The sequence below is a fragment of the Dactylosporangium vinaceum genome (assembly GCF_019904175.1).
Lineage (GTDB): Bacteria > Actinomycetota > Actinomycetes > Mycobacteriales > Micromonosporaceae > Dactylosporangium > Dactylosporangium vinaceum.
This window is the reverse complement of the sequence record NZ_CP061913.1, coordinates 11082089-11094874: the sequence shown is the minus strand read 5'-3', so window position 1 is coordinate 11094874 and position 12786 is coordinate 11082089. Positions and strand designations below refer to the sequence as shown.

Sequence of the window (12786 nt, the reverse complement as noted above, 5' to 3'; positions counted from 1 at the left end):
CCCGCGACCTAGCAATTACCCGAGCAACTGAATCGTGAGGACATAGACGAAGTGCTCGACGTCAACTACTTCGACGAGCTCCGCATCGGCCTGGCCACAGCCGACGACATTCGGCAGTGGTCGCACGGCGAGGTCAAGAAGCCTGAGACGATCAACTACCGCACCCTGAAGCCGGAAAAGGACGGGCTCTTCTGCGAGAAGATCTTCGGCCCCACCCGGGACTGGGAGTGCTACTGCGGTAAGTACAAGCGGGTCCGCTTCAAGGGCATCATCTGCGAGCGCTGCGGCGTCGAGGTGACCCGGGCGAAGGTCCGCCGTGAGCGCATGGGCCACATCGAGCTCGCCGCGCCGGTCACGCACATCTGGTACTTCAAGGGTGTGCCCAGCCGGCTCGGCTACCTGCTCGACCTGGCTCCGAAGGACCTCGAGAAGATCATCTACTTCGCGTCGTACGTGATCACCAGCGTCGACAAGGAGGCCCGCCACCGCGACCTGGCGACCCTCGAGAACGAGGTGTCGGCCGAGAAGCGGCAGGCGGAGAACGCGCGCGACTCCGAGATCGAGAAGCGGGCCGCCAAGCTGGAGCAGGACCTGGCCGAGCTCGAGGCCGAGGGTGCGAAGGCCGACGTGCGCCGCAAGGTCAAGGAGGCCGGCGAGCGCGAGATGCGGCAGATGCGCGATCGCGCCCAGCGCGAGATCGACCGTCTCGACGAGGTCATGGACACGTTCCGCAAGCTGGAGCGCAAGAACCTCATCACCGACGAGCTGCTCTACCGCGAGCTGCGCGACCGGTTCGGCGAGTACTTCAACGGAGCCATGGGCGCTGAGGCGATCAAGGCTCTGCTGGAGAACCTCGACCTGGAGGACGAGGCCGAGCAGCTGCGCGAGACGATCCGCAGCGGCAAGGGCCAGCGCAAGATCCGTGCGCTCAAGCGCCTCAAGGTCGTGGCCGCGTTCCTCAACACCGCCAACTCGCCGTTGGGCATGGTGCTGGACTGCGTCCCGGTCATCCCGCCGGACCTGCGCCCGATGGTGCAGCTCGACGGTGGCCGCTTCGCCACCAGCGACCTCAACGACCTGTACCGGCGCGTCATCAACCGGAACAACCGGCTCAAGCGCCTGATCGACCTGGGCGCGCCCGAGATCATCGTCAACAACGAGAAGCGGATGCTGCAGGAGGCCGTCGACGCGCTGTTCGACAACGGCCGCCGCGGTCGTCCGGTCACCGGCCCGGGCAACCGGCCGCTGAAGTCGCTGTCCGACATGCTCAAGGGCAAGCAGGGCCGCTTCCGTCAGAACCTGCTGGGCAAGCGCGTCGACTACTCCGGCCGTTCGGTTATCGTCGTCGGTCCGCAGCTCAAGCTGCACCAGTGCGGCCTGCCGAAGCAGATGGCCCTGGAGCTGTTCAAGCCGTTCGTGATGAAGCGCCTGGTGGATCTCAACCACGCGCAGAACATCAAGTCGGCCAAGCGCATGGTCGAGCGTCAGCGCCCGGTCGTGTGGGACGTGCTGGAGGAGGTCATCGCGGAGCACCCGGTGCTGCTCAACCGCGCGCCGACCCTGCACCGCCTGGGCATCCAGGCCTTCGAGCCGCAGCTGGTCGAGGGCAAGGCGATCCAGATCCACCCGCTCGTCTGCACCGCCTTCAACGCCGACTTCGACGGCGACCAGATGGCCGTGCACGTGCCGCTGTCCGCGGAGGCGCAGGCCGAGGCCCGCATCCTCATGCTGTCCAGCAACAACATCCTCAAGCCGGCCGACGGCAAGCCGGTCACCATGCCCACCCAGGACATGGTCATCGGCCTGTACCACCTCTCGCACATCCAGAAGAACCTGCTCGGCGAGGGGCGGACCTTCAGCTCCGACGCCGAGGCGCGGATGGCGTTCGACAACGGCGAGCTGCACCTGCAGGCGCCGGTGAAGATCCGGCTGCGGGACATCATCGGGGTCGACAACGGCGCCGGTGCCGAGCCGTGGGAGGCGCCGGAGGGCTGGCAGCCGGGTGAGCCGGTGATCGTCGAGACGACGCTCGGGCGCGTGCTGTTCAACGAGGCACTGCCCGTGGGGTACCGCTTCGTGAACTACGAGATCCGCAAGGGTCAGCTCTCGGCGATCGTCAACGACCTCGCCGAGCGCTTCCCGAAGGTCTCCCTCGCGGCGGCCCTCGACGCGCTCAAGCTGGCCGGCTTCCACTGGGCCACCTGGTCCGGCGTCACCATCGGCATGGAGGACGTCATCCAGCCGCCTCGTAAGCGCGAGATCCTCGAGCGCTACGAGAAGGAGGCCGAGCGGATCGACAAGCAGTACCAGCGTGGTCTCATGACCGCCGAGGAGCGTCGCGGCGAGCTCATCGAGATCTGGACCAAGGCGACCGGCGAGGTGGCCAAGGAGATGGAGAGCGCGCTGCCGCGCGAAAACCCGCTGTGGAAGATGATCAACTCGGGTGCCCGCGGTAACCTCCTCCAGCTCCGCCAGATCGCCGCGATCCGTGGCCTGGTGGCCAACCCGAAGGGCGAGATCATCCCGCGGCCGATCAAGGCCAGCTACCGGGAGGGTCTGTCCGTGCTGGAGTACTTCATCTCCACCCACGGTGCCCGCAAGGGTCTGGCCGACACCGCGCTGCGTACCGCCGACTCGGGTTACCTGACCCGTCGTCTGGTCGATGTCTCGCAGGACGTCATCATCCGCGAGGAGGACTGCGGCACCGACCGCGCCATCCCGATGGCGGTCGGCGAGCTGGCCGACGGTGTGCTGCGCATCCACCAGCACGCGGAGACGGGTGTGCACGCGCGCACCCTGGCCGACGACGTGCGGGACAAGGACGGGCGGATCGTCGCCGAGCGCGGCACGGACATCAACTCGATCGTCGTCGACCTGCTCATCGCGGCCGGCACCGAGAACGTCCGGGTCCGCAGCGTGCTCACCTGCGAGTCGAAGCTGGGCGTCTGTGGCGCCTGCTACGGCCGGTCGCTGCCCACGGGCAAGACCGTCGACGTCGGCGAGGCGGTCGGCATCATCGCCGCCCAGTCGATCGGTGAGCCGGGCACGCAGCTGACGATGCGTACCTTCCACACCGGTGGCGTCGCGGGTGAGGACATCACCCAGGGTCTGCCGCGTGTCACGGAAATCTTCGAGGCCCGCGTGCCGAAGGGTAAGGCGCCCATCGCCGACACCCCCGGTCGCGTGCGCATCGAGGACGGCGAGCGGATGCGGAAGATCATCATCGTGCCGGACGACGGCAGCGACGAGATCGTCCACGACAAGCTCAGCCGCCGTGTCAAGCTGCGCATCCAGGACGGCGAGCACGTCGAGGTGGGCGAGAAGCTCACCGAGGGCACCATCGACCCGCACGAGCTGCTGCGCATCATGGGTCCCCGGGCGGTGCAGGTGCACCTCACGTCCGAGGTCCAGGAGGTGTACCGCTCGCAGGGTGTGCTCATCCACGACAAGCACATCGAGATCATCATCCGGCAGATGCTCAAGCGGGTGACGGTCATCGACTCCGGCTCGACCGAGTTCCTGCCGGGCGTGCTCGTCGACCGCGCGATGTTCGAGGCGGAGAACCGCCGCGTCGTCGCCGAGGGCGGTGAGCCGGCCGCTGGTCGTCCGGTGCTGATGGGTATCACCAAGGCGTCGCTGGCGACGGAGTCGTGGCTGTCCGCGGCCTCGTTCCAGGAGACGACCCGGGTGCTGACCGACGCCGCGATCCACGCGCGCAGCGACTCGCTGATCGGTCTGAAGGAGAACGTCATCATCGGTAAGCTCATCCCGGCCGGTACGGGCATCAGCAAGTACCGCAGCATTCGGGTCGAGCCGACCGAGGAGGCGAAGGCCAAGGTCTACTCGATGACGGGCTACCCGGAGGCCGACTACGGCTTCGGGCCCGCGAGTGGCCAGGCGGTCCCGCTCGACGACTTCGATCTGGGCTCGTTCCGCTGATCCAAGCAGCAACGAAAGGGCGGGCGCCTTCGGGCTCCCGCCCTTTCGCCTGTCTGAGATCACCACCACCCAGGCCTGGCCGGCCGCGGACACGGCTCCTGACCGGCTGGCGGTGACCACCTGTGGCAGGGGGTGCGGGTGGGCGGAGCCCCATGCCGGGGAGGGAGCGAAGCGACCGCGGGGCGCAGTAGAGTCAGACGGTGACGTCCTCAACCCGGCATCCCCTGGATCCGGATCCGGTCCGCGCGACGAAGGCCACCGCCGTGTTCAGCCTCGGGCTGCTCTCGGTCGTCACCGGGCCGTTCCTCGGCGGGGTGATCCCGGCGACGCTGGCGCTGCTCATGGCCCGGGAGTCGCACCGGGAGCTGGTCGCGGCGGAGGGCTTCCTCCTGGGCGCCCGGCGGGTCCGCAGCGGGGTCCGGCTGGCCTGGACCGGGATCGTGCTGGCCATCGCCGGCCTGGTCGTGCTGGCCATCATCGGGCTGCTGCACTACGCGCGGCAGCGGGGCACCGACTTCGACCCGACGGTGAACTGATGTCCTACCCGCCGTCGCAGCCGCCCATCTACAACCAGCCGCCCGCGTACGGGCCGCCACCCGGGTATGGCCCGCCGCCCGGATACGGTCAGCCGCCGCCCCCGTACATGCCGCCGTCCCCGCCCGTGGCCCCGGCCATGCGGGTCGACGTCATCCAGGGCACACCGTTCGGGGTCGCCTACCCGGCGGTTCCGGCCACGCCGAGCGGCCCGTCGATCGGCTCGCTTGTCGCCGGGATCGCCTCGATCCTCGTCGCGCTGTTCGCGGGGTGCCTCGGGACCACCGGCGCGCAGGACGGCTGGGGCCTCGTCGCGGCCGGAGCTTTCACCGTCCTGGGTGTCTTTCTCGGTGCCGGCGCGATCGGGCTGGCGCTCGCCTCGATGCGCCAGATCCGCCGGGCCGCGGGCTCGGGCGCCGCGATCACCGGCCGGGGGATGGCCGTCACCGGCATCGTCCTGGGCAGCGTCGGCGCTGGTCTGGCCCTCCTGGTGATCGTGCTGACCTTCGTGTTGTCGTAGGCCGGCCGGCGGTCGACGACCAGGAAACGGGCCCCCCGGACGCTTCGATCAGCGACCAGGTACTCTTGGTGTGAAGAGTGTTCCGTCGGCGGGCGCCTCGGGCGATTTTGACCAGCGTCCTTACGGTGGGTACTCTTTCCCCTCGTGCCCGGCTTTGCCGGGCAACTCGTGCGTGCGCCCAACTCGGCTCCCGCTCCGTGGGAGTGAGGGTGGGCGTGGACCACAACCCCGGGCTGGGAATGAACGGGCCGGGTCGCGGACGCGGCGACACGCCCGACCGCGTGTGCCGGTCACACGGGGAATATAAAGAGAAGACGTGCGGCCGGGAGGCCGAAGGGAGAGGCAGGCCCAGTGCCTACGATCCAGCAGCTGGTCCGCAAGGGCCGCCAGGCGAAGCTGAGCAAGACCAAGACGCCGGCGCTCAAGGGAAGCCCGCAGCGGCGTGGCGTCTGCACGCGTGTGTACACCACCACGCCGAAGAAGCCCAACTCGGCGCTTCGCAAGGTGGCTCGTGTGCGACTGAGCAACGGTATCGAGGTGACGGCCTACATCCCCGGTGTCGGTCACAACCTTCAGGAGCACTCGATCGTGCTCGTCCGCGGCGGCCGGGTGAAGGACCTCCCCGGCGTCCGGTACAAGATCATCCGTGGTTCGCTGGACACCCAGGGTGTCCGCAACCGCAAGCAGGCTCGCAGCCGCTACGGCGCGAAGAAGGAGAAGAGCTGACATGCCGCGTAAAGGCCCCGCGCCGCGCCGGCCGCTCGTGGCGGACCCGGTCTACAACTCCCTGCTCGTCACCCAGCTGATCAACAAGATCCTGGTTGAGGGCAAGCGTCAGCTGGCCGAGCGCATCGTGTACTCGGCGCTTGAGGGTGCCCGTGAGAAGACCGGCACCGACCCCGTGGTCACGCTCAAGCGCGCCATGGACAACGTCAAGCCGACCCTCGAGGTCCGCAGCCGCCGCGTCGGTGGCGCGACCTACCAGGTGCCGGTCGAGGTCCGCCCTCCCCGGGCGACGACGCTGGGCCTTCGCTGGCTTGTCACCTACTCCCGCGCCCGCCGCGAGAAGACGATGACCGAGCGGCTCATGAACGAGCTGCTCGACGCCAGCAACGGCCTCGGTGCTTCGGTGAAGCGCCGCGAAGACACCCACAAGATGGCGGAGTCCAACAAGGCCTTCGCGCACTACCGCTGGTAAGCAAGCGCATCCAGCGATCCGACGAGAGACGAAGTAGGGATTTGTAGTGGCTGCCGCAGACGCCGCCCTCGCCAAGGTCCGCAACATCGGCATCATGGCGCACATCGACGCCGGTAAGACGACGACGACCGAGCGCATCCTCTTCTACACCGGCATCACGTACAAGATCGGCGAGGTCCACGAGGGCGCGGCGGTCATGGACTGGATGGAGCAGGAGCAGGAGCGCGGCATCACCATCACCTCCGCCGCCACGAAGTGCGAGTGGAAGGGCCACACGATCCAGATCATCGACACGCCCGGCCACGTCGACTTCACGGTCGAGGTCGAGCGGTCGCTGCGTGTCCTGGACGGTGCGGTGGCGGTCTACGACGGCGTGGCCGGCGTGGAGCCGCAGACCGAGAACGTCTGGCGCCAGGCGGACAAGTACAACGTCCCGCGCATGTGCTTCGTCAACAAGCTGGACCGCACGGGTGCCGACTTCTTCCGCTGCGTGCAGATGATGGTCGACCGCCTCAACGCCACCCCGCTGGTGCTGCAGATCCCGATCGGGCTCGAAGGCGACCACATCGGCGTTGTGGACCTCCTGGAGATGCGCGCGCTCACCTGGCGCGGCGAGACCCAGAAGGGCGAGGACTACGCGATCGAGGAGATCCCGGAAAACCTGGTCGAGCAGGCCAACGAATACCGGGACAAGCTCCTCGAGACCCTCGCGGAGACCGACGACGACATCATGGTCCGCTACCTCGACGGCGACAGCTTCGACGTCAAGGAGCTCAAGACCGCGATCCGCAAGGCGACGATCGCCGGCAAGCTCAACCCGGTGGTGTGCGGCTCGGCGTTCAAGAACAAGGGCGTGCAGCCCATGCTCGACGCGGTCGTCGACTTCCTGCCGTCGCCGCTGGACATCCCGGCGGTCGAGGGCGTTGCGACCGACGGCGAGACCCCGCTGCAGCGCAAGCCGTCCAACGACGAGCCCTTCTCCGCGCTGGCCTTCAAGATCCAGACGGACAAGCACCTGGGCAAGCTGACCTACGTCCGCATCTACTCGGGCACGCTCGAGTCCGGTTCGCAGGTGGTCAACTCCACCAAGGACCGCAAGGAGCGGATCGGCAAGATCTACCAGATGCACGCCAACAAGCGTGAAGAGCGTCCCAGTGCCCAGGCCGGGGACATCATCGCCGTGCAGGGTCTGAAGCAGACCACCACCGGCGACACGCTGTGCGACCCGGCCAACCCGGTCATCCTCGAGTCGATGACGTTCCCGGAGCCGGTCATCCAGGTGGCCATCGAGCCGAAGAGCAAGGCCGACCAGGAGAAGCTGGGCACCGCCATCCAGCGGCTGGCCGAGGAGGACCCGACCTTCCGCGTCAAGAACGACGAGGAGACCGGCCAGACGATCATCGCCGGGATGGGCGAGCTCCACCTCGACATCCTGGTCGACCGGATGCGCCGCGAGTTCAGCGTCGAGGCCAACATCGGCAAGCCGCAGGTGGCCTACCGCGAGACCATCAAGGGCACCGTGGACAAGATCGACTTTGTCCACAAGAAGCAGACCGGTGGCTCGGGTCAGTACGCGAAGGTCATCGTCAAGCTCGAGCCCCTCGAGATGACGGCGGACGGCGCGACCTACGAGTTCGTCAACGCGGTCTCGGGCGGTCGCATCCCGAAGGAGTTCATCCCTTCGGTGGACGCCGGCGCCCAGGACGCGATGCAGTACGGCGTGTTGGCCGGCTACCCCATGGTGGGTGTGAAGCTGACGCTGCTGGACGGCCAGTACCACGAGGTCGACTCGTCAGAAATGGCGTTCAAGATTGCCGGCTCGATGGTGATGAAGGAAGCGGCCCGCCGGGCCACTCCTGCGCTCCTCGAGCCGCTGATGGCCGTCGAAGTCACCACCCCGGAAGAGAACATGGGTGATGTCATCGGCGACCTCAACTCCCGGCGCGGCACGATCCAGGCGATGGAGGAGCGCGGCGGAGCCCGCGTCGTCCGCGCCACTGTGCCGCTCTCGGAAATGTTCGGCTATGTCGGCGACCTCCGGTCAAAGACCCAGGGCCGGGCGAGCTACTCGATGCAGTTTGACTCCTACGCCGAGGTTCCCGCGAACGTCGCGAAGGAGATCATCGCGAAGGCGACCGGAGAGTAGTTATCCCCGTGTAAGCGGGGGTGATCCGTCGACAGGGTGTGTCGGTGCTTCCAGCATCGGCCCACCATGAACCAAGAAGTCCACAGGAGGACACCAGTGGCGAAGGCGAAGTTCGAGCGGACTAAGCCGCACGTCAACATCGGCACCATCGGTCACATCGACCACGGTAAGACGACGCTGACGGCGGCCATTACCAAGGTGCTGCACGACGAGTTCCCGGACCTGAACCCCTACACGCCGTTCGACGAGATCGACAAGGCGCCGGAGGAGAAGGCCCGCGGTATTACGATCTCGATCGCCCACGTCGAGTACCAGACCGCGAACCGGCACTACGCGCACGTCGACTGCCCCGGTCACGCCGACTACATCAAGAACATGATCACCGGTGCCGCGCAGATGGACGGCGCGATCCTGGTGGTGGCGGCGACCGACGGCCCGATGCCGCAGACCCGCGAGCACGTGCTGCTGGCCCGCCAGGTCGGCGTGCCGTACATCGTCGTGGCCCTGAACAAGAGCGACATGGTCGAGGACGAGGAGCTCCTGGAGCTCGTCGAGCTCGAGGTCCGTGAGCTGCTCTCCAGCCAGGAGTTCCCGGGCGACGACGCGCCGGTCGTGCGTGTCTCGGCGCTCAAGGCGCTCGAGGGCGACTCGCAGTGGACCGGCGCTCTGCTCGAGCTGATGAACGCGGTCGACACCGCGATCCCGCAGCCCGAGCGTGAGACCGAGAAGCCGTTCCTCATGCCCGTCGAGGACGTCTTCACGATCACCGGTCGTGGCACGGTCGTGACCGGCCGCGTCGAGCGTGGCATCCTCAAGCCGAACGAGGAGGTCGAAATCGTTGGCATCAAGGCCAAGTCGATGAAGACCACCTGCACGGCGATCGAGATGTTCCGCAAGATCCTCGACGAGGCGCGCGCCGGTGAGAACGTCGGCCTGCTCCTGCGTGGTATCAAGCGCGAGGACGTCGAGCGCGGCATGGTCGTGGTGAAGCCGGGGAGCAACACCCCGCACACCGATTTCGAGGCGACCGTCTACATCCTCTCCAAGGAGGAGGGTGGCCGGCACACGCCGTTCTTCCAGAACTACCGGCCGCAGTTCTACTTCCGCACCACGGACGTCACCGGCGTCGTCACGCTGCCCGAGGGCACCGAGATGGTCATGCCGGGCGACAACACCAGCATGTCGGTTCAGCTCATCCAGCCCATCGCGATGGAGGAAAACCTCCGCTTCGCGATCCGCGAGGGTGGCCGTACCGTCGGCGCCGGCCGTGTGACGAAGATCATCAAGTAATAGCCAAGAGGTACCCCGATTTCACTTTGTCGCAGTGCGTGCGGCATAATGGACGGGTTGCGTCGCGGGGCGGTCGGGACTGCTCGATGAGGAGTCTCGACCGCTTCTGCGCGGCGTCAGTTCTTTGAACTGGCGCGGATCCCCTCGACGGGCGTGGCACGCCCTGGGGTAGGTCTCCACTAGCGGAAATCGCATGAGGCGGAGCCTGGCCCTTGGCCGCGACACGCCCGACCGCGGGGGTCGGACAGACTCCAATAGGCGGCACCGGACCCTGCGGGGTTTGGCGGGGTTGCGAAGCCCCGCATGAGAGAGGGAACTGAAGCCACCATGGCGGGACAGAAGATCCGCATCCGGCTCAAGGCCTACGACCACGAGGTCGTCGACTCCTCGGCGCGGAAGATCGTCGAGACGGTCACGCGCACCGGGGCTCAGGTCGCTGGGCCGGTGCCGCTGCCCACTGAGATCAACCGCTACTGCGTGATCCGCTCGCCGCACAAGTACAAGGACTCGCGCGAGCACTTCGAGATGCGCACGCACAAGCGTCTGATCGACATCATCGACCCCACCCCGAAGACGGTCGACTCGCTCATGCGGCTCGACCTTCCGGCCGGCGTCGACATCGAGATCAAGCTGTAGGGACTCGGACTTATGGACAGGCAAGTCAAGGGCATCCTGGGTGAGAAGCTCGGCATGACCCAGGTCTGGGACAACGGCAAGGTTGTCCCCGTGACCGTCGTGCAGGCCGGCCCGTGCGTCGTGACCCAGGTGCGCACGCCGGACAACGACGGCTACTCGGCGGTCCAGCTGGCCTGGGGCCAGATCGACCCCCGGAAGGTCAACAAGCCGCGCGCCGGCCACTTCGCCAAGGCGGACGTCGCCCCGCGCCGGCACGTTGTCGAGCTGCGCACCACCGACGCCGGTGAGTACTCGCTCGGCCAGGAGATCAGCGCCGACGCCTTCGCCGCCGGCCAGCGCATCGACGTCACCGGCCGCACCAAGGGCAAGGGCTACGCCGGTGTCATGAAGCGCCACGGCTTCCACGGCCTGCGGGCCAGCCACGGCGTCGAGCGCAAGCACCGCTCGCCCGGCTCGATCGGCGCCTGCGCGACCCCCGGCCGCGTCTTCAAGGGCGTCCGGATGGCCGGTCGCATGGGTGGCGCGCGCTTCACCGTGCAGAACCTGACCGTGCAGGCGATCGACGCCGAGCAGGGCCTGATCCTCGTCCGGGGCGCCGTTCCCGGCCCGAAGGGCAGCCTCGTGCTCCTGCGCTCCGCCGCCAAGGTCGAGGTCAAGGCGCAGAAGGGTGGGATCACGAAATGAGCACCGTCGACGTCCGTAAGGCCGACGGCACCACCAACGGCACCGTCGAGCTCCCCGAGAAGATCTTCGACGCGCAGGCCAGCATTCCGCTGCTGCACCAGGTCGTCGTCGCCCAGCTCAACGCCGCCCGCCAGGGCACGCACAAGGCGAAGAGCCGCGGCGAGGTGGCCGGCGGTGGCAAGAAGCCGTACAAGCAGAAGGGCACCGGCCGCGCCCGTCAGGGCTCGATCCGCGCGCCGCAGTTCACCGGTGGTGGCGTCGTCCACGGCCCCGTGCCGCGCGACTACACCCAGCGGGTGAACAAGAAGATGAAGGCCGCCGCCCTGCGCGGCGCGCTGTCGGACCGCGCCCGCGAGGGTCGCATCCACGTCGTCGAGACCTTCATCGAGGGCGAGACGCCCAAGACCAAGGACGCGCTGACCGTGCTGCGCGGCATCACCGAGGCCCGTCGGATCCTGGTGGTCCTCGCCCGCGACGACGAGGCCAACTGGCTGAGCCTGCGCAACGAGCAGTCGGTGCACCTGTTGGTCGCCGACCAGCTCAACACCCACGACGTGCTCATCGCCGACGACGTGGTGTTCACCGCCACGGCGCTCGACGAGTTCCTCGGGGCCCAGGGCGAGTCGGTCGCGAACGTCGACACCGACGCCGACAGCAACGAGGAGGGCTGAGATGGCGACGATCGCCGACCCGCGGGATGTGATCATCCAGCCGGTGGTCTCCGAGAAGAGCTACAGCGAGCTCAACCGCAACTGGTACACGTTCCTGGTGCACCCGGACGCCAACAAGACCGAGATCAAGATCGCGATCCAGCAGATCTTCAACGTCCGCGTCCTGTCGGTCAACACCATCAATCGCGAAGGCAAGCGCAAGCGGACCCGGACTGGGTGGGGCAAGCGCAAGGACACGAAGCGGGCGATGGTGAAGCTCGCCGAGGGTGACCGGATCGAAGCCTTCGGCGGACCGGTCAGCTGAGGGGTATAGACGATGGCTATCCGTAAATACAAGCCGACGACCCCCGGTCGTCGTGGTTCGAGCGTCGCCGACTTCGCCGAGATCACCCGATCGACGCCGGAGAAGTCGCTGCTCGTGCCGCTGCCCAGCAAGGGCGGCCGCAACGTGCACGGGCGCGTGACCGCACGCCACCAGGGCGGCGGGCACAAGCGTCAGTACCGGTTGATCGACTTCCGGCGGGCGGACAAGGACGGCATCCCGGCCAAGGTCGCCCACATCGAGTACGACCCCAACCGGACCGCGCGCATCGCGCTGCTGCACTACGCGGACGGCGAGAAGCGCTACATCATCGCCCCGAAGGACCTCAAGCAGGGCGACCGGGTCGAGGCGGGCGCGGGCGCGGACATCAAGCCCGGCAACAACCTGCCGCTGCGCAACATCCCGGTCGGCACCACCGTCCACGCGGTGGAGCTGCGCCCGGGCGGCGGCGCCAAGCTGGCCCGCTCGGCCGGCGTCGGCGTCCAGCTGCTGGGCCGCGAGGGGCAGTACGCCACGCTGCGTATGCCCTCCGGCGAGATCCGGCGCGTCGACGTGCACTGCCGCGCGACAGTGGGCGAGATCGGCAACGCCGACCAGTCGAACATCAACTGGGGCAAGGCCGGCCGCATGCGGTGGAAGGGCAAGCGCCCGACCGTCCGTGGTGTCGCGATGAACCCGGTGGACCACCCGCACGGCGGTGGTGAGGGTAAGACCTCGGGTGGTCGCCACCCGGTCAACCCGAAGGGTAAGCCGGAGGGCCGTACGCGGCGCAAGGGCCAGCCGAGCGACCGTCTCATCGTCCGTCGGCGTTACGCCACCCGGAAGCGCGGCTAAGGAGCCTGAGCA

At 67.8% G+C, this 12786-nt stretch carries 12 protein-coding genes; all 12 read left to right on the top strand.

Features of this window, described 5'->3' with window-relative positions:
• Nucleotides 1-51: 51 nt before the first annotated feature.
• The 12 genes from Dvina_RS49905 (at nucleotide 52) to rplB (ending at nucleotide 12774) form a co-directional block, all read left to right on the top strand.
• The gene (locus Dvina_RS49905) at nucleotides 52-3939 is read left to right on the top strand and encodes a DNA-directed RNA polymerase subunit beta' (protein WP_223099126.1); all 3888 of its coding nucleotides are present in this window, start codon (nucleotides 52-54) and stop codon (nucleotides 3937-3939) included.
• Between the two features lie 200 nt (nucleotides 3940-4139).
• Nucleotides 4140-4475, top strand: a complete 336-nt coding sequence (locus tag Dvina_RS49900) for a hypothetical protein (RefSeq protein WP_223099124.1) — start codon at nucleotides 4140-4142, stop codon at nucleotides 4473-4475.
• Nucleotides 4475-4993, top strand: coding sequence for a hypothetical protein (locus Dvina_RS49895; protein ID WP_246655832.1), 519 nt, complete (start codon nucleotides 4475-4477; stop codon nucleotides 4991-4993). Before Dvina_RS49900 ends, Dvina_RS49895 begins: the two co-directional genes overlap by 1 nt.
• 351 nt (nucleotides 4994-5344) lie before the next feature.
• Nucleotides 5345-5719, top strand: a complete 375-nt coding sequence (gene rpsL, locus Dvina_RS49890; protein WP_033357671.1) for a 30S ribosomal protein S12 — start codon at nucleotides 5345-5347, stop codon at nucleotides 5717-5719.
• Between the two features lies 1 nt (nucleotide 5720).
• The gene (rpsG, locus tag Dvina_RS49885; RefSeq protein WP_223099121.1) at nucleotides 5721-6191 is read left to right on the top strand and encodes a 30S ribosomal protein S7; all 471 of its coding nucleotides are present in this window, start codon (nucleotides 5721-5723) and stop codon (nucleotides 6189-6191) included.
• Nucleotides 6192-6237: 46 nt separating this feature from the next.
• Nucleotides 6238-8337: an elongation factor G gene (gene fusA / locus Dvina_RS49880; protein ID WP_223099118.1), complete on the top strand. Its 2100-nt coding sequence runs from the start codon at nucleotides 6238-6240 to the stop codon at nucleotides 8335-8337.
• A 96-nt stretch (nucleotides 8338-8433) separates the two neighbouring features.
• Entirely contained in the window at nucleotides 8434-9627 is a 1194-nt protein-coding gene (tuf, locus tag Dvina_RS49875; RefSeq protein WP_223099115.1) for an elongation factor Tu, read from the top strand.
• Nucleotides 9628-9954: 327 nt separating this feature from the next.
• On the top strand, nucleotides 9955-10263 hold the full coding sequence (gene rpsJ / locus Dvina_RS49870; RefSeq protein WP_018347762.1) for a 30S ribosomal protein S10: 309 nt from the start codon (nucleotides 9955-9957) through the stop codon (nucleotides 10261-10263).
• A 12-nt stretch (nucleotides 10264-10275) separates the two neighbouring features.
• Entirely contained in the window at nucleotides 10276-10947 is a 672-nt protein-coding gene (gene rplC, locus Dvina_RS49865) for a 50S ribosomal protein L3 (protein ID WP_223099113.1), read from the top strand.
• Nucleotides 10944-11618, top strand: a complete 675-nt coding sequence (rplD, locus tag Dvina_RS49860) for a 50S ribosomal protein L4 (RefSeq protein WP_223099112.1) — start codon at nucleotides 10944-10946, stop codon at nucleotides 11616-11618. Before rplC ends, rplD begins: the two co-directional genes overlap by 4 nt.
• 1 nt (nucleotide 11619) lies before the next feature.
• Entirely contained in the window at nucleotides 11620-11922 is a 303-nt protein-coding gene (gene rplW / locus Dvina_RS49855; RefSeq protein WP_033357665.1) for a 50S ribosomal protein L23, read from the top strand.
• Nucleotides 11923-11934: 12 nt separating this feature from the next.
• Nucleotides 11935-12774, top strand: coding sequence for a 50S ribosomal protein L2 (rplB, locus tag Dvina_RS49850; protein ID WP_223099110.1), 840 nt, complete (start codon nucleotides 11935-11937; stop codon nucleotides 12772-12774).
• Nucleotides 12775-12786 lie beyond the last annotated feature (12 nt).

Coding starts and splice junctions, on each gene's coding strand:
- rplB (WP_223099110.1), top strand. CDS start 11,935: ATGGCTATCCGTAAATACAAGCCGACGACCCCCGGTCGTCGTGGTTCG.
- rpsG (WP_223099121.1), top strand. CDS start 5,721: ATGCCGCGTAAAGGCCCCGCGCCGCGCCGGCCGCTCGTGGCGGACCCG.
- Dvina_RS49895 (WP_246655832.1), top strand. CDS start 4,475: ATGTCCTACCCGCCGTCGCAGCCGCCCATCTACAACCAGCCGCCCGCG.
- rplC (WP_223099113.1), top strand. CDS start 10,276: ATGGACAGGCAAGTCAAGGGCATCCTGGGTGAGAAGCTCGGCATGACC.
- rpsJ (WP_018347762.1), top strand. CDS start 9,955: ATGGCGGGACAGAAGATCCGCATCCGGCTCAAGGCCTACGACCACGAG.
- rplW (WP_033357665.1), top strand. CDS start 11,620: ATGGCGACGATCGCCGACCCGCGGGATGTGATCATCCAGCCGGTGGTC.
- rplD (WP_223099112.1), top strand. CDS start 10,944: ATGAGCACCGTCGACGTCCGTAAGGCCGACGGCACCACCAACGGCACC.